General features: G+C 66.8%; 11 protein-coding genes. 5 read left to right on the forward strand and 6 right to left on the reverse strand.

All coding sequences use genetic code 11. The features are described from left to right. Positions 1 to 90 precede the first annotated feature (90 nt). Positions 91 to 4,497 (forward strand): beta strand repeat-containing protein, encoded by a 4,407-nt coding sequence (locus ACILQR_RS03730; protein ID WP_395650167.1) that lies wholly within the window; start codon positions 91 to 93, stop codon positions 4,495 to 4,497. Positions 4,498 to 4,578: 81 nt separating this feature from the next. On the opposite strand, the gene galU is transcribed toward ACILQR_RS03730, so the two are convergent. Next, positions 4,579 to 5,463 (reverse strand): UTP--glucose-1-phosphate uridylyltransferase GalU, encoded by an 885-nt coding sequence (gene galU / locus ACILQR_RS03735; RefSeq protein WP_395650157.1) that lies wholly within the window; start codon positions 5,461 to 5,463, stop codon positions 4,579 to 4,581. An 89-nt stretch (positions 5,464 to 5,552) separates the two neighbouring features. Next, positions 5,553 to 5,963, reverse strand: a complete 411-nt coding sequence (locus tag ACILQR_RS03740; RefSeq protein ID WP_395650158.1) for a hypothetical protein — start codon at positions 5,961 to 5,963, stop codon at positions 5,553 to 5,555. Positions 5,964 to 6,109: 146 nt separating this feature from the next. On the opposite strand from ACILQR_RS03740, the gene ACILQR_RS03745 reads away from it, so the two are divergent. The 3 genes from ACILQR_RS03745 to ACILQR_RS03755 all read left to right on the forward strand — a co-directional run bounded on the left by ACILQR_RS03745 (position 6,110) and on the right by ACILQR_RS03755 (position 10,909). Next, positions 6,110 to 7,846, forward strand: a complete 1,737-nt coding sequence (locus ACILQR_RS03745; protein ID WP_395650159.1) for a type I secretion system permease/ATPase — start codon at positions 6,110 to 6,112, stop codon at positions 7,844 to 7,846. Beyond that, a complete protein-coding gene (locus tag ACILQR_RS03750) occupies positions 7,843 to 9,201 on the forward strand; it encodes an HlyD family type I secretion periplasmic adaptor subunit (protein WP_395650160.1) in 1,359 nt (452 codons plus the stop codon). The genes ACILQR_RS03745 and ACILQR_RS03750 overlap by 4 nt, the downstream gene beginning before the upstream one ends. 634 nt (positions 9,202 to 9,835) lie before the next feature. Continuing rightward, positions 9,836 to 10,909 (forward strand): 2OG-Fe(II) oxygenase, encoded by a 1,074-nt coding sequence (locus ACILQR_RS03755; RefSeq protein WP_395650161.1) that lies wholly within the window; start codon positions 9,836 to 9,838, stop codon positions 10,907 to 10,909. On the opposite strand, the gene polA is transcribed toward ACILQR_RS03755, so the two are convergent. Continuing rightward, entirely contained in the window at positions 10,910 to 13,852 is a 2,943-nt protein-coding gene (gene polA / locus ACILQR_RS03760) for a DNA polymerase I (protein WP_395650168.1), read from the reverse strand. It lies immediately after the preceding gene. Between the two features lie 239 nt (positions 13,853 to 14,091). Then, complete coding sequence (locus ACILQR_RS03765; RefSeq protein ID WP_395650162.1) at positions 14,092 to 14,715, reverse strand: DUF2141 domain-containing protein; 624 nt, start codon at positions 14,713 to 14,715, stop codon at positions 14,092 to 14,094. Positions 14,716 to 14,783: 68 nt separating this feature from the next. On the opposite strand from ACILQR_RS03765, the gene ACILQR_RS03770 reads away from it, so the two are divergent. Continuing rightward, positions 14,784 to 15,596: a LytTR family DNA-binding domain-containing protein gene (locus ACILQR_RS03770; RefSeq protein ID WP_395650163.1), complete on the forward strand. Its 813-nt coding sequence runs from the start codon at positions 14,784 to 14,786 to the stop codon at positions 15,594 to 15,596. Here ACILQR_RS03770 and mce read toward each other — a convergent pair. Then, the gene (gene mce, locus ACILQR_RS03775; protein ID WP_395650164.1) at positions 15,593 to 16,015 is read right to left on the reverse strand and encodes a methylmalonyl-CoA epimerase; all 423 of its coding nucleotides are present in this window, start codon (positions 16,013 to 16,015) and stop codon (positions 15,593 to 15,595) included. The two genes, ACILQR_RS03770 and mce, sit on opposite strands and share 4 nt — an antisense overlap. Then, on the reverse strand, positions 16,012 to 17,819 hold a 1,808-nt coding region (gene scpA, locus ACILQR_RS03780; RefSeq protein ID WP_395650165.1), incomplete at its 5' end, for a methylmalonyl-CoA mutase. The genes scpA and mce, both read right to left, overlap by 4 nt.

The raw sequence follows: 17,819 nt of genomic DNA on the forward strand, positions 1-17,819 counted from the left end.
GAAGATTATCTGCCTGCCCTGGCGGCGGCGCGTCGTTCGGCGGCATCTACGCTGACGCCGCTGGTGGGATCGCCGGTTCTCACCAGTCCCATGGATACGCCTTCGGCGGCCAGGCCCATCGACGGGCCACTCGATGTCGTTCTGGTCGGCGGTGCCGGTAACGACACACTGGTTGGCACAGCCGGAGCTGATACGCTGAGCGGTCTCGGCGGCAATGACCTACTTGAAGGCGGCTTGGGCGGGGATATCCTGGACGGTGGTGACGGGATCGACACCGTGACCTACGCCAACGCGACCCGGTCTAATGTGGCCTTGCCCGGTTTCGATGGCGTCATGGTCTATCTGTCCGGTGGCGGTTCGCCTGCCGGTGAAGCCGTGGGTGATATCTATGTCTCGGTCGAGAATGCCATCGGCTCGGCCTTTCGCGACTATATCTCCGGCAACGGCCAGAACAACTCGCTCTGGGGTGGGGATGGGGCCGACGACCTCTACGGCTTCGGCCAGGTCGGCTCGACCACCCGCCTCTACGGCGAGGCCGGGATGGACACTCTGATCGGGGGCGCGGGCATCGACATCATGGACGGCGGGCTGGACGAGGACACAGTCACCTACCTGCTGTCGCCTACCGGACTGACGATCTCGCTGCGCAATCAGGCCGAGAACACCGGCTGGGCAGCGGGCGACACCTTCATCAGCATCCAGGACGTCATCGGGTCCGAATTCAACGACGTCATCATCGGCAACAACGACCCGCTGATTAACCAGCTTCAGGGGCAGGGCGGCAACGACACAATCTATGGCGGCGGTGCAGCATACACTGTTCTCATCGGCGGCGTCGGTGCCGACGCCTTGCATGGTACGGTCGGCGGCCTGTATCTGATCGACTATGAAACGGCGACGTCGGGCGTTACTGCCTCGATGGAGAACCCGTCGATCAACACGGGCGATGCGGCGGGCGACAGCTATTTCGAACTGTTCGGGCGCGACCTTGCAGGGTCTCCCTTCGACGACATTCTGTATGGGGATGCAGGCAACAACAACCTCATCGCCGACCCCGACCAGACAGTCTACCTGAACAACGGGGTCGACCAACTTTACGGCCGCGATGGCAATGACACCCTCGACGGCGGACCGCGTGGAGATCAGCTCGACGGCGGGAACGGCTTCGACGCCGCAGCCTATGCAACGGCACTCGGTGCCGTCCAGGCCTATCTGGGTACACCCGGTGCCAACCAGGGAGATGCCGCCGGTGACAGCTACATCAGCATAGAGGCTGTGATCGGATCCAACTTCGACGACATCCTGGGCGGGAATAATTTCGACAATTCTCTGTTCGGTGAAAGGGGCAACGATGAGTTGCGTGGGGAAGGCGGGGACGACATCCTGGTCGGTGGCGTCGGCGCTGACGTCCTGATCGGCGGTGCGGGCCGCGACCTGGCCGGATACTCCGAATCGACCGTCGGTCTGAACATCAACATGCTGCTCCCGTCGGTTAACACCGGAAACGCTTTCGGTGACGTCTATATCGATATTGAAGGTATCTTCGGCTCCAACTTCAACGACGTGGTCGTGGGCAATGATGTCGCGAACACGCTCCTTGGCAACGCCGGCAACGACCATCTGATCGGAGCGGGCGGCGACGACATCCTCGAGGGTGGGCTGGGTGCCGACATCCTGGACGGCAGCGCCGGCTTCAATATCGCCAGCTATGCATCGGCGTCAGCCGGGGTCACGGCCTCGTTCGACAGTGCAGGCAGCAACACGGGCGAGGCTGCCGGTGACGTCTACATCAACATCCAGCAGATCAACGGAAGCAATTTCGGCGACATCCTGACCGGCGCGATCGGCGGAGGCACTGTCGTCCGAGGGCTCGGCGGCAACGATGCACTGACGGCGCTGGGTGCCGCGCAGCTGAACGGCGACGACGGCAACGACACCCTCAACGGTGGCAACTACGACGACACCTTGATCGGCGGCTCGGGCGCTGATCAGATCAACGGCGGCCTCGGACTCGATCTCGCAAGCTATGTGACGGCCGCTTCGGGGGTCATCGTGTCCCTGGCGACCGGTGGGTCGGGCGGCGATGCCACAGGTGACACTTTCAACGCGGTGGAAAATCTCGCCGGTTCCAACTTCAACGACGTGCTCGCGGGCGACGCCGGAGCCAACTATCTGCTGGGCCTGGTCGGTGACGACACTCTGGACGGCGGGGCAGGGGACGACCTTCTCGAAGGCGGCGCGGGGACCGACACCATCCGCGGGGGCGCGGGTTTCGACTATGTCGTCTATTCCCAGGCGGCTTCCGGCGTCACCGTATCCCTTGAGGGGGGGGCCTTCACCGGGGACGCCGCAGGCGACACCCTGGACTCCATCGAAGGCATCTTCGGAAGCGCCTTCGGCGACACCCTGACTGGCAATGCTTCGGAAAACACCGTCTTTGCCGGTGGTGGCAACGACACGGTCTTCGGCGGTCTGGGTCAGGATCAGCTGCTCGGACAGGATGGCAACGACGTGCTGGTCGGTGGTGCAGGCACTGATCTGCTGACCGGGGGTGCCGGGGCCGACACCTTCATGTTCCTGGCGGCGACGGACTCCCAGTCCACACCCAATATCGTTTCCGACCTGATCGAGGATTTCCAGACCGGCGTCGACAAGATTGATATATCGGCCTTCCTGCCGACCGCCGTGAGCTTTACCTCCGTGGGTGCCTACACGCTCGTCACCGCCCAGTCGAACAGCGGGGTGTTTGCGGTGCGGGTGTCCGGCACGATCGTCGCTGGGGATATCATCACCACGTCTACCGGCCCTGCCATCACCGGCACTGGCGGCAATGACACGCTGACGGGAACCGTGGGTGCGGACGTCATCATCGGTGCCGGCGGAATGGACTATATGACCGGCGGTGCGGGGGCGGACACCTTCCGCTTCCTGGCCTCCTCCGATTCTACTCCCAACGCGTCGGACATCATTACCGACTTCCAGTCCGGCCTCGATCGGCTGGATCTGACCGCCATGAACCCGACGTCGGTCAGTATGGCCCGGTTCGGTGGAACGACGGGGACTCTGGTATTTGCGGAAACGCCTACGGGTGACTTCCGCCTCTATCTGCCGAACGCCAATCTGAACGGATCGGACTTCCTGTATAACGGGACGTTCGGCGTCTATATGATCGGATCGGGTGAGGCCGATACGATGGTCGGAACGATCCGCGCAGACCCAATCCAGGGTGGTGAAGGGGACGACATCATCACGGGTGGCGGTGGAGCGGACGCCATTTCGGGCGGCGCAGGCGCTGACATCTTCCGCTATGCGACAGCCAGCGATTCGTACAACAGCAACGATGGCTTCAATAACATCGACAATCTGTACGACTTCCAGACCGGAGTCGATCGTATAGACCTCAACGGTATCAACCCCGTATCGATCAGTATCATTCGTACGGATAACGGCTCCAGCTTCGTGTTCAGCGAAAGCTATACCGGCGCTTTCGTGACATCCGCCGACCGCCGGGCCATTAACGGCACCGACTTCATCTACAACAATACCTTTGGTATCTACCTGGTCGGTTCGGTCAATGCCGACACCCTGATTGGCTCCGGCATCGCCGACTCGATGCAGGGCAATGGCGGCAATGACATCCTGATCGGTGGAGTCGGTGCCGATGCGATCTCCAGCGGCGTCGGCTTCGACATCTATCAGTACAACGCCGTCAGTGATTCGACCTCGACCAGTCTGGATAACCTCTATGACTTCGATCCGAGCTTTGACCTGATCGATCTCAGCCGGCTGAACCCGACTGCAGTGTCCATCGTTCGAACGAACGAAGGCTCAACCTATGTCTTTGCGACGACCGCGGCCGGCAATTTCGCAACCAGCGCCGCAGGACGTCTGATCCAGGGCAACAGCTTCATCGGCGTGAACATCGGCGTGTTCATGGACGGTTCGGATCTGGCGGACCTTATGACAGGCTCGGTTCTGGCCGACACCATCAAGGGCGGAAACGGCAATGACACCGTCATCGGTTTCCTGGGCGCCGACACGCTCTTTGGCGGGGCCGGGGCCGATACCTTCCTTTATATCAATATCAACGACAGCCAGGTCGGCACTTTCGACCAGATTCTCGACTTCCAGTCGGGCGTAGACAAAATCAATCTGTCAGGCTTGCGGACCGGCGCCTCGGATGTGTTCGGCATCGTCAATACCGGGGGCTTCTCGACGCTCTTCGTTGATCTTGGTGGCAACGGAGTCAACGAACTCCAGATTCAGATCAACAATACCAACATTGTGGCCTCTGACATCATCTGGAGCGCTTCAGGTGCTGCAATGGAAGAAACGGTCAAGGTTCCGGCCCCGGAGGTGCTGCCGGTGGAGGGTGTGGACTTGGGTGCGGACGACGCGACCGTCGACGGGTTCGTGCCGCACACCGGCCGGTTCATGCTGGACCTGGACCCCAATGTCGGCGTTGGCTTCTACCACGGCCAGGACTGGTATCTGTAGGCGCGACCTACGCGATCACGACAAAGGCCCCGGACGGCGACGTCCGGGGCCTTTCTGTATTCTGGGCCAGCAAGCCCGCGATCAGTCGTTGAAGTAGGGTGTCAGTGCCGCCCGGGCCGCCGTCCCGAGGTCGGGGCGCTTCAGCGCCAGGGCGACGTTGGCGCGCAGCAGGCCGATCTTGTCGCCACAGTCGTGGGTCACGCCCTCGTACTCGACCGCTGTAAAGCCCTGGGTCTTCATCAGGGTGGCCATGGCGTCGGTCAGCTGGATCTCGCCGCCGGCACCACGCGGCTGGGTCTGCAGGATGTCGAAGATCTCGGGCTGCAGGATATACCGTCCGGCGATCGACAGGTTCGAGGGGGCGGTCCCCTGGGCCGGCTTCTCGACCATGCCGCGCATGGCGATGCGGCGACCGTCGCGCTCCAGGGGATCGACGATGCCGTATTTGTGGGTGTCTTCGGCGGGCACGGCCTCGACGCCGATGATGTTGCCGCCCAGCTCGTCATAGGCGGCGGTCAGCTGTTTCAGGGCACCCGGCGCGGCATCGACGATGACGTCGGGCAGCAGCACCGCGAACGGCTCATGGCCGATGATGTCGCGCGCGCACCAGACTGCGTGGCCCAGGCCCAGGGGCTGCATCTGGCGGGTGAAGCTCATCTCGCCGGCCGTCGCCAGTTCGGCGTTCATATTGTCGAGGATGTCGGTCTTGCCCTTGGCCAGCAACTGGGCCTCGAGCTCGATCTGGTGATCGAAATAGTCCTCGATGGCACCCTTGGAGCGACCGGTGACGAAGACGATGTGCTCGATCCCGGCCTCACGGGCCTCTTCGACGATATAGCTCAGGATCGGCCGATCGACGACGTTGAGCAGTTCCTTGGGCGTGGTCTTGGTGCCCGGCAGGACCCGTGTGCCGAGGCCCGCGACCGGCAGGACGGCCTTGCGCAGTCGGGTGGAGGGAGAACGCATGAGAAGCCTTGCGATAAGGACGGAAGGGTCTGTGTGACCGGCCCGGCAAGAACATTCAAGCCGTTCGCCGGTTCCTCCGCCGGCTACGGTCAGGCCATGGGTGCGCGGCTCAGGCGATAGGCGCCGTCGATCGTCTCGAAATCATCGACGCCGGTCTGGCGGAAACGCAAGGGGCCGCCGGTCTCCCGCAGCAGCTCGAAGCCGCCCTGAACCGTCTTCCACGCCGTTGCGCCACGTACCACCTCAAGATCGCATCGGCCGATAACGACGCCGAAGCCGCCCTCGGTCGGGACGCGGTTCAAGGCGATGCGGCAGACGCCCTCGCCGTCGGAGCGCCTGAGGCCATACAGGCCGAAGACCTCTTCCGTCGCAAGGACACGGTCCGGGGCCATGTCGGAGGCAGCAGGCTCAGGCGGTGTCATGGCAATCTCCTCGGCGCGACAGGCCGCAGCCGAAAGGATCAGGGCGGACCCGACGAGGGCAAGACGACGAACGGTCATTTCAGTGCTCCCGACCCCGCAGCGACTATCCCCCGCGCAGGGTCCTGCGACAAGCGTGCGTTTGTATCCCTGTGGAATTCCACAGACTATCTCGATGCACCCCAAACGCGTATAAGGCCGGGTCATCAAGTGTCGAAAATGGTCGCGTGTTCAAATCCCTGACTGCACCCAAGGCCGGCACCGAGCCTTTGGCCGCTGCCATCCGGGCCTGCCGGACCCATTTCGTGTGGGCGGCGGTGTTCAGCGCCCTGGTCAATCTGCTGTACCTGGCGCCGACCATCTACATGATGCAGGTCTATGACCGGGTGGTGCCGACGGGCGGGATCACGACCCTGGTCCTCATTACCGTCGTGGCCATGCTGGCGCTCGGGACGCTGGCGGCGCTGGACTGGCTGAGGACGCGGCTGCTGGTCCGGGCCGGCCTGCGCATGGACAAGATGCTGGCCCCGGCCATCATGGCCCGCGTGGTCGATGCCCAGGGCAAGCCGCAGTCGACCCAGGCCCTGCGCGAGTTCGACAACGTCCGCACCGCCGTGTCGGGCCAGGGCGTGATGGCCCTGTTCGATGCACCGTGGACGCCGCTGTATCTGGTCTTCTGTTTCCTGCTGCACCCGGCCATCGGGGTGCTGACCCTGGTGGGCGGGGCGGTGCTGTTCCTGCTGGCCTGGCTGAACGAGCGCGACAGCCGGCCCCGGCTGAAGCGGGCCATCCAGTCATCCAACGCCGCCTATGCCAGTCAGGACGGGATGACCGGCCAGACCGAGATCGTCCGGGCCCTTGGGATGCGTCAGGCCAGCATCAACCGCCAGCTCCATCAGCGCCATTCGGCCACCGGCCAGTATGCCGACGCCCAGTTCAGCGGCGGCAAGTATTCGGGCGCGATCAAGTTCCTGCGCCTGGCGCTGCAATCTGCGTCGCTGGGTCTGGCAGCCTATCTGGCGGTCAAGGGCGAGATGTCGGCGGGGGCGATCATCGCCGCCTCGGTCCTGCTGAGCCGGGCGGTCGCCCCGATCGAGGCCCTGGTCGGGGCCTGGCCCAGCCTGGTTCAGGCGCGCGCCAGCTGGACGACGTTGCAGGAGCTGTTCGCCTCCACCGCCGGCGTCGACAAGCCGCGCACGGCCCTGCCTGCCCCCCAGGGCCGGCTTCAGGTCGAGGGGATCGCCGTGCGCCTGCCCGGCACCGAACAGCCCCAGCTGAAGGGGGTCAGCCTGACCCTCAATCCCGCACAGACGCTCGGCGTCGTCGGGCCCAGCGGATCGGGCAAGACGACGCTGGCCCGCGTGCTGGCGGGGGCCCAGAGCCCGACCATCGGCACGGTGCGGCTGGACGGGGCCGAGTACTCCGCGCGCGACTCCGACGAGCTTGCCCGCCACATCGGCTATCTGCCGCAGAACCCGAACCTGTTCGCCGGCTCGATCAAGGACAATATCTCGCGCTTCGCCTCGTCGGTCGGGGTCAGCGCCGAGGCGGTGGACGCAGGCGCGGTGGCGGCGGCCCAGGCAGCGGGGGTGCATGAGCTGATCCTGCGCCTGCCCAACGGCTATGACACCATGCTCGGGCCGTTCGGCCAGGGGGTGTCGGCGGGACAGGGGCAGCGGATCGCCCTGGCGCGGGCCCTGTACGGATCGCCCGCCCTGCTGGTGCTCGACGAGCCCAACTCGGCCCTGGACCAGGAGGGCGAGGTCGCCCTGATGAATGCCATCCTGCAAGCCGCCGCCCGGGGTGCCGCCGTCGTCATCATCGCCCACCGGGCCGGGGTGCTGCAACGCGTCGACCGGCTGCTGACCATGAAGGACGGCGCGGTCCAGCTGGAGGGTCCGCGTGAGGACGTCCTGGCCAAGATGCGCGCCGCCGCCCCGCCTGTCGGAGCCCGCCCACAATGACCGCCTCGCCCATCCCGTCGTCGGGCACTCCTCCCAAGGCGCCCGCCCCGGTCGAGGTCACCGACTCGCCGCGCCGCGAGCTGATCATCGGCGGCGTCATCATCGTCCTGTTCTTTGTGCTGTTCCTGGGCTGGGCGGCGTTCGCGCCGCTGGCGGCCGGGGCCTATGCCCAGGGTCAGGTGGCGGTGCTCGGCAACCGTCAGGCGGTCCAGCACCGCGAGGGCGGCACCGTCAGCGTCCTACACGTCAAGGAGGGCGATCGCGTCACCCAGGGGCAGGTGCTGCTGGAACTGTCCACTGGCGAGCTCAGCGCCAGCGAGCGCGGGGTCACCGGCCAGATCATCGCCCTGCTGGCCCAGCGGTCGCGGATGATCGCCGAGCGGGACCGGCTGGGTTCCGTGCCCGAACCCGCCGAGTTCGCCGGCCTGTCGGCCGAGGACCGGGTGCTGGCGGATGAGGCGATGCGCTTGCAGCGGCTGCAGTACGCGGCCCGCCGCTCGGGCCGCTCGACAGAGACGGGCGTCCTCAGCCAGCGCGGCGAGCAGCTCAACCAGCAGATCGCGGGCTTCCAGCGGCAGATCGAGAGCAACATCGAACAGCGCCGCCTGATCGGCGAGGAGCTGGACGGCATGCGCAGCCTGGCGGCTCAGGGCTTCGCGCCCCAGAACCGGGTGCGGGCGCTGGAGCGCAACGCCGCGGCCCTGGACGGCGAGCTGGGCTCGCTGCGGGCCCAGGTGGCGCGGGCGCGCGAGGCCATGGGCGAGACCCGGCTGCAGTCCCTGGGCGTCACCACCCGGCTGGACGAGGACGTCGCCGACCGGCTGCGGCAGGTCGAGGTGGACCTGAACGATCTCAAGCCCAAACAGACCGAGCTGCGCAACCAGATCGCCCGGGCCCAGATCCGCAGCCCCTCGACCGGCCAGGTCGTCGGCCTGACCATCTTCACGCCCGGCGGGGTGATCCAGCCGGGCCAGACCCTGATGGAGGTCCTGCCCGACCGCGCCGACCAGGTCATCATCGCCTCGATCGATCCCGTCGACATTGACGACCTGAGGGTCGGGCTGTCGACCGAGATCAAGTTTCCGGGCCTGCGCGACCGCTCGACCCCGATCCTGCACGGGACCGTCACCCTGATCTCGGCCGACACCTTCACCGACGAGGCCACCAAGCGAAGCTTCTACCGCGCGGAGGTGGTGATCCCGCCGTCGGAGATGACCAAGCTGGGCACCGCCGCCAGCCACATCCGGCCGGGGATGCCGGTGGAGGTGGTGGTGCTGCTCAAGGACCGGACGGCCCTGCAATACCTCCTCGAACCCCTGACCCGCAGCCTGTGGCGGTCGGGGTCGGAGCAGTAGGGGCGATCTCGGCAGAGGTGTACGCGGTGCCCGCAAGCGGTGGTGTGAATGTGCCCCACGGTTTGTACAAGCTATTGATTAGGCAGTTTTTTCTTGAAGGCGTCATCCTCGAGCTCGCCCCGAGGATCCAGAAACGCCGTCCGTTCCCCGAGGGTCACGCGGGTCCGTCGAGATCATCGCCAACCTGCGGCACCGTGAGTCTGGATCCTCGGGACAAGCCCGAGGATGACGGGGGAGGGGGCTTCTGGGGCGGCCCCCTGGGGTGCACGACGGAACAGGGGCAGAGAAAAACAGAGTCCGAAAGGTCTGAATCATCTGAATACGTAAAGCACGCTTGACGCTTGCGGACTGTCCGGACTCGAAAAACAGAGTCCGAAGAGTCCGAAGAGTCCGAAGAGTCCGTTGAGTCCGGACTCCTGTTCCCTCCGGGGTGGACGTGGGTTGATTGTCAAAGACCGGGCGAGGCCGCAGTCTACCACGGCCGGGAGGGGTGCCAGGTCGAAGGGCTCGAGAATCGTCCAATCCCTTTTGGCGCAAGGGATTGGCGGGCCGAAGTTGGAGAGCGGACCGTCCCGCGGAGCCGATCAGGCCCGTTGCGGCTTGAACGGCGGCGCGGGGCGCGGCAGGTTACGACATGGCCCTGTTGACCGGTGATCCCTTTCCCAGCTTTCGTGCGCCGGGGAATTCCAATCCGAACTATGCGTTCGATTCCGCAGCGGGGCGGTATCTGGTGCTGGCCGTGCTCAGTGGGGCGAGCGATGCCGAGATCGCGGCGGCGACGGCGCTGGCGGCCCGGCACCGGGCGAAATTCGACGACGACAGCCGCAGCTTTTTCGGCCTGTTGCCCGATCGGCCGCAGTGGCGCGGGCGGTTGCCGGATGCGATGCCGGGGGTGCGGTGGCTCTATGATTCCGGGGCGGTACGGGAGCTGATCCAGGTGCCGGACGGCCCGCCGCAGTGGATCGTCATCGATCCGTCGATGCGGGTGCTGGCCTGTGCCGGGCCGGATCGCGCCGAGGAACTGCTGGCCGGGCTGGATCATCTGCCGCCGCCGGATCGGCATGCGGGGGTGGCGTCGCATGCGCCGGTCCTGATCCTGCCGCGCATCTTCGAACCCGGCTTCTGTCAGGTGCTGATCGACCACTACGACAGGATGGGGGGGCAGGAATCGGGCTTCATGCGCGAGGTCGACGGGGTCACCCGGCTGATGACCGACCCCAATCACAAGAAGCGCTCCGACGTCCTGATCGAGGATCAGCAACTGGTCACCGCCGCGCGGGCCCGGATCGCGCGGCGTCTGGTGCCCGAGATCAAAAAGGCGTTCCAGTATGAGGCGACGCGGATCGAACGCTATCTGGTGGCCACCTATGACGCGGCGACCGGGGGCTATTTCCGGCCGCACCGGGACAATACGACCAAGGGCACGGCGCACCGGCGGTTCGCGGTCTCGATCAACCTGAACCACGATTTCGACGGCGGCGATCTGAGGTTTCCCGAGTATGGGGCGACGACACTGAGGCCGCCGCCGGGCGGGGCGGTGGTGTTCTCCTGCTCGCTGCTGCACGAGGCGACGCCGGTGACGCGCGGGCGTCGCTATGCGTTCCTGCCGTTCCTCTATGACGAGGCGGCGGCCAGGGTGCGCGAGGAGAACCTGAAATTCCTCGATCCGACGGGACTGCGGCAGGGGACGCCGGTTCCCGCAGAATGATCAGTGCGCCTCGTCCCAGTTGAGGGCGGCGCGGGCGTCGACGACCAGGGGGACGCTGAGCTTGATCGCGGGTTCGTCGGCCGTCTCCATGACGCGGCGGATGACGGTCATGGCGCGGTCGGCCAGGGCCTCGGGCGCCTCGAATACCAGTTCGTCGTGGACCTGGAGCAGCATTTTCACATCCGATAGACCGGCCTCGGCCAGGGCTGAGTGCATTCGCATCATGGCGCGGCGGATGATGTCGGCGGCGGCGCCCTGAATCGGGGCGTTGATGGCGGCGCGTTCGCCGAACTGGCGCTCGGCGCCCGACTTGGAGTGGATGGCCGGGATGTGGATCTTGCGGCCGAAGATGGTCGAGACGAAGCCGTTCGCCCGGACCTCGGCGCGGGTCTTGTCCATATAGTCGCGTATGCCGGGGAAGCGCTCGAAATAGGTCTTGATATAGGCCCCGGCCTCGCCCTGATCGATGCCCAGCTGGGCCGCCAGACCGAAGGCGGAGATGCCGTAGACGATGCCGAAATTGATCGCCTTGGCGCGGCGGCGGGTCTCGGCGGGCATGCCCTCGACGGGGACGCCGAACATCTCTGACGCGGTGGCCGCATGGATGTCGAGCCCGGCCTTGAAGGCGCGCTTCAGCTCGGGGATGTCGCCGATATGGGCCAGCAGGCGCAGCTCGATCTGGGAATAGTCGGCGCTGATCAGGACATTGCCGGGGGCGGCGATGAAGGCCTGGCGGATCTGGCGGCCGATCTCGTTCCGGACCGGGATGTTCTGCAGGTTGGGGTCCGACGAGGCGAGGCGGCCGGTGGTCGCGGCAGCCAGTTGATAGGAGGTGTGGACCCGGTTCGTGGCCTCGTCCATCGCCGCGACCAGGGCGTCGGTATAGGTGCCTTTCAGCTTGGACAGCTGGCGCCAGTCGAGGATGGCGCGGGGCAGGGGGTGGGTTTCGGCGAGGGTCTCCAGCGTGGCGGCACCGGTCTCCCACTGGCCGGACGCGGTCTTCTTGCCGCCGGTCAGGTTCAGCTCGCCGAACAGCAGCTCGCCGATCTGTTTGGGGCTGCCGATCGAAAAGGGGCGGCCGGCGATCTCGTGGGCCTGAACTTCCAGCTCGGCCATGCGGATGCCGAACTCCGACGACAGGCGGCGCAGGCGGTCGGGATCGACGCGAATGCCCTCCAGCTCCATCGCGGCCAGGACGGCGGGCATCCCGCGTTCCAGAGTCTCATAGACGGTCATCAGGCCGGCCTTGGCGAGCCGGGGCTTGAGGATGCGCCACAGCCGCAGGGTGACGTCAGCGTCCTCGGCGGCATAGGCGGTCGCGGGTTTCAGCTCGACGTGCTTGAAGGATTTCTGGGCCTTGCCGGTGCCCGCGACCTGTTTGAACGGGATGGGGTCGTGGCCCAGATGCAGCCGGGCCAGCTCGTCCATGCCGTGGCCGTGCAGGCCGCCTTCGAGGACGTAGGAGATCAGCATGGTGTCGTCGATGGGCGACACCCGGATGCCGCGACGGGCCATGACGGCCAGGTCGTATTTGCCGTTCTGGGTGACCTTGAGGACGCCGGGGTTCTCAAGCAAGGTCTTGAGCCGGGCCAGGGTGGTGGGCTTGTCCAGCTGGGTCAGAGGCTCGCGGGTATCCGGGGTGTCTCCGAAATCCAGACCGCCTGCGCCGGCGATCGGCGGGTGCTCGTGCGTGAGGGGAATGTAGGCGGCGTCGTTCGGGCCGATGGCCAGGGACACACCACAGAGCCCGGCGTGGGTGGCGGACAGGGCATCGGTCTCGGTGTCGAAGCCGACGACGCCGGCTAGAGTCGCGCGGGCGATGAAGGCGTCGAGCGCCTCCAGCGTCTGGATGCACTGGTATGAGTCGTGGTCGAAGACGTGAGCCTCGACGTCGGCGTTGACGGCCTGGGGGGCGTAGCGGGGCGAGATGACGGGGGCCGTCGGCACACGCGGAGCCGGGCGGTTCTGGGGCGCGGTGAAGGCCTGGCCATCGTGGGCCGCCGTCTTGCCGTCGCCGACCCGGCGCAGCAGGGACCGGAACTCCATCGACTCCAGAAAGGCGGACAGGGTCGCCGGATCGGGATCGCGCACGGCGAAATCCTCGATGGCCTCGGGTGCCGGCGCGTCGCAGGTCAGGCGGACCAGTTCGCGGCTGAGCAGGATCTGGTCCCTGAAATTGATCAGGGTCTCGCGGCGCTTGGGCTGTTTGATCTCGCCGGCCCGCTCCAGAAGCGTGTCGAGGTCGCCGTATTCGTCCAGCAGCTGCGCCGCCGTCTTGGGGCCGATGCCGGGGGCCCCGGGGACGTTGTCGACGCTGTCGCCGATCAGGGCCTGGAGATCGACCATCTTGTCGGGGGTGACGCCGAACTTCTCCATCACGGCCTCTTCGGCCAGGCGACGGTCCTTCATCGGGTCGTACATGACGACGCCGCGCCCGATCAGCTGCATCAGGTCCTTGTCGGACGAGACGATGACGGCCTCGCCGCCCGCGTCGCGCGCCTTGCAGGCATAGGTGGCGATCAGGTCGTCGGCTTCGTAGCCCGGCAGTTCGACGCAATGGACGCCGAAGGCGGCGGTGGCCTCGCGCACCAGGGGGAACTGGGGGATCAGGTCCTCGGGCGGGGCCGAGCGGTTGGCCTTGTACTGGTCGTAGAGGTCGTTCCGGAACGTCTTTTCCGAATGGTCGAAGATGGCGGCCAGATGGGTCGGCCCGTCGGCGCCCTTCATGTCCTGCAGCAGCTTCCACAGCATGTTGCAATAGCCCTGGACCGCCCCGACCGGCAGTCCGTCGGACTTGCGCGTCAAGGGCGGCAGGGCGTGATAGGCGCGAAAGATATAGGCCGAGGCGTCGATCAGATAGAGCCGCAGCGGCGGGCCGTCCTGGGTCAGGGGACGGTCAGTTTCAGCGGCTTCGGCGATCGTGTCGGACATGGCGACCAGCATAGGGCGGCCGGCCGCCGTCGTCACCGGCTCACCTCCACATCGCCGAAGGGCGATGGGGAGGACAGGCTGCGGAGCAGCCAGGAGGGGGCGACTCGGTCTGGATGGTGGGGAATTCTGGCCGCCTGCGGGGCTTCACGCAGTCCTCGCCTTCGATATCGTGTCGCCCCCTCCTGATCGGCGAAGACGCCGATCTGTCCTCCCCACTCGCCTTCGCGAGTGTGGAGGTGAGTCGCGTCGCCTCAGCGCAGGATGGCGTTCATCGGGTTGCGCAGGATGATGCGCTGGGTCGTGCCGGTGGCTCCGACCGCGAAGGCGGCGCTGTCGAACGAGGGCGGGCCGAAGCGGGCGCGGGCGTTGTTGGAGAAGCCGAACGGCTCGCGCGGCAGGCCGAACGCCCCCTTGCCCAGTTCGCCGTCGCCGTCGACGTCCTGAAACGCCGCGATGGCATAGCGGCCGGGCTGGAGGCCCTGGACGAAGGCGGTGATCTGGCCGTTGCGGTTGCGGGTCAGCATCAGGGTGCGGATGGGGCTGCGGTTGCGGCGGAAGCTGTCGGCGTCGCGATAGATGGCGACGGCGACCCGGCCGGTGGGTTGCGGCGTCTCGAACTCCAGCAACAGGGAGGTCTGGGCCGGGCGACCGGTCGAGGGCGGCCGCTGGCTGGGCATGGGTACGGCCGAGGGGCGGGTCGATCCGTTGGACGGCGCCGGCACGGCCGGCCCGACGGGGCCCGGTCCGGGGGCCACAACGGGGTTGCCGCCGGGTCGCGTCGGCGGCGGCACGGGCACGCGCCCGGTCTGTTGCGCCCAGGCGCTGCCTGACGCGGCGGTGAGGGCGATTGCGACGAGGGCGAGGATGCGCTTCATTCCGGGGCCGTTTCGTGGTCTCAAAGCCTTACTCCCCCAACCATGACGACCAAGCGCCCCCGATTGCAATGACGAACAACCCGATTCCCCAACAGAGCGTGGCGGCGCGGCCGGTTGCTCCGCGACCCGCTACTCGGCGTCCCGTCACCCTGGGGCTGGCGCGGGGCCTCGTCGTGGCGGCGGCGGCCGGGGGTCTGCTCGCATTCTCGGGGGCCTTCGGCACGGTCGACGCACCGATGTGGATGCGGCTGGTCTATTGGGTTCCGGTCATGCTGGCGGGCGCTCTGTGGGGACAGGTCTGTTCCTGGCTGGTCCAGCGGTGGGTCGATCTGGACGACCGGCCCTGGCTAACCGTGGCGGCCCTGACCGCCTCCATCTCCGGCCCGGTGTCGGTGATGGTGTGGCTGGTCACCGGTCTGGTGTTCACGGGGCGGATCTATCCCCTGATGGCCTTGCCGTTGATGGTCGGTCCGGTCGTCTTGATCACCCTGACCATGAGCACGCTCAATGTCTTTCTGGCCAAGGCCCAGCCGGTCCAGACCCATGCCGCCCCGGCCGGCGCCGCGCCCGCCCGCTTTCCCGACCGTTTGCCGCCGAAGCTGAGGGGTGCCGCGATCCGCGCGGTCCAGGCGGAGGATCATTACCTGCGCATCCATACCGACCGGGGTTCGGACCTGATCCTGATGCGGTTGTCTGATGCGCTGGAGGAGCTGGAAGGGCTGGAGGGGGCCCAGACGCACCGCAGCTGGTGGGTGGCGCGCGACGCCGTGCGCGACGTCAGCCGGGGCGACGGGCGGGCGACGCTGGCGCTGGAGGGCGGGGTGACGGCACCGGTGAGCCGGCGGTATGCCAAGGCCCTGCGGGATGCGGGGTGGTATTAATGCGCGCCCTTCGGCGCTTCCATCAGCTCGATCAGGACGCCGCCCATCTGTTTGGGATGCAGGAAGACGACCGGGGTGCCGTGGGCGCCGATGCGGGGCTCGCCTGTGCCGAGGATGGTGACGCCCTTGGCGCGCATCTCGGCGACGGCGGCGTGGATGTCGGCGACCTCGAAACAGACGTGGTGCTGGCCGCCGGACCGGTTTTTGGCCAGGAAGCCGACGATGGGGCTGGTCTCGTCATAGGGTTCGATCAGCTCGATCTGGGCCGTCGGGGTGTCGATGAAACAGACCTTCACCCCCTGGGCCGGCAGGTCGAACGGCTCGCCGATCTTCGTGGCCCCCAGGATGTCGCGATACAGTTTGATCGACTCGGCGATCGAGGGCGTGGCGACCCCGACGTGGTTCAGATTGCCGATCATGCGGGCTCTTTCTGCGGGACGGGCTGGGCGTAGCCAAGGCGCTGGTTCAGCTTCTCGATCAGGTCGACGGCCGTGTCGGCCACGGTCGAGCCGGGCGGATAGACGGCGGCGGCACCCATGTCGATCAGGGGCTGGACGTCGGACGGAGGGATCACCCCGCCGACCACAATCATGATGTCGGGCCGTCCGAGACGCTCCAGCTCGGCGCGTAGTTCCGGCACCAGGGTCAGGTGGCCGGCGGCGAGCGACGAGGCACCGACGGCGTGGACGTTCTTCGCCACCGCATCGCGGGCGGCCTCAGCCGGGGTCTGGAACAGGGAGCCCGCCGTGACGTCGAGGCCGAGGTCGCCGTAGCCGGTGGCGATCACCTTCTGGCCCCGGTCGTGGCCGTCCTGGCCCAGTTTGGCGATCAGGATGCGGGGCGGGCCGCCGTCGTTCTCGACGAAGGTGGCGACCATGTCGCGGGCGCGAGCGAACCGCGTGTCACCTCCGGCCTCTTTCGAATAGACGCCCGAAACCGTCTTCACCGAGGCGACGTGGCGACCGAAGGCAGCCTCAAGCGCGTCGGAGATCTCGCCGACCGTGGCGTGGGCGCGGGCCGCCTGGACTGACAATTCCAGCAGGTTGGCGGTCCCCCTTGCGCCCTCGGTCAGGGCGGTCAGCGCGGCCTGGACCGCCGTTTCGTCACGTTCGGCGCGGAGGCGTTGCAGCTTGTCGATCTGCGCCGCCAGCACCGCCGCATTGTCGACCTTCAGCATCGGGATGTCGTCGGGGGTGTCGTTCAGATAGCGGTTCACCCCGACGACCGTCTGTTTGCCGGTGTCGATCCGGGCCTGGGTCTTGGCGGCGGATTCCTCGATGCGCAGCTTGGGGATGCCGGCTTCGATGGCCTTGGCCATGCCGCCCAGGGCCTCGACCTCGGCCATGTGGGCGCGGGCCTTCTCGGCCAGTTCGTGGGTCAGCCGTTCGACGTAGTAGGAGCCGCCCCAGGGGTCGATGGTGCGGGTCAGGCCGGTCTCGGTCTGGAGCAGGATCTGGGTGTTGCGGGCGATCCGCGCCGAAAAGTCCGTGGGCAGAGCCAGCGCCTCGTCGAGCGCATTGGTGTGCAGGGACTGGGTCTGGCCGCCCGCCGCCGCCATGGCCTCGACCATGGTGCGGGGCACGTTGTTGAACACGTCCTGGGCCGCCAGCGACCAGCCGGAGGTCTGGCAGTGGGCGCGCAGGGACAGGGATTTGGGATCGACCCCGCCTTCACGGCGCACGGCCTCGGCCCACAGCAGGCGGCCGGCGCGCATCTTGGCCACCTCCATGAAGTAGTTCATACCGATGGCCCAGAAGAAGGACAGGCGCGGGGCGAAGGCGTCGATCGACATGCCCGCCGCCTTGCCCGCGCGAAGGTATTCGATCCCGTCGGCCAGGGTGTAGGCCAGCTCGATGTCCGCCGAGGCCCCCGCCTCCTGCATGTGATAGCCGGAGATGGAGATGGAGTTGAACTTCGGCGTCTCCTTCGCCGTCCAGGCGAAGATGTCGGCGATGATCCGCATCGAGGGCGTGGGCGGATAGATATAGGTGTTGCGGACCATGAACTCCTTGAGGATGTCGTTCTGGATGGTCCCGGTCAGTTTGGCGTGGGGCACGCCCTGTTCCTCGGCGGCGACGACATAGAGGGCCAGGATCGGCAGGACGGCGCCGTTCATGGTCATGGACACCGACATCTGGTCCAGCGGGATGCCGTCGAACAGGGTGCGCATGTCCAGGATGGAGTCGATCGCGACCCCCGCCATGCCGACGTCGCCCTTGACCC

This window comes from Brevundimonas sp. (assembly GCF_044239655.1).
Taxonomy (GTDB): domain Bacteria; phylum Pseudomonadota; class Alphaproteobacteria; order Caulobacterales; family Caulobacteraceae; genus Brevundimonas.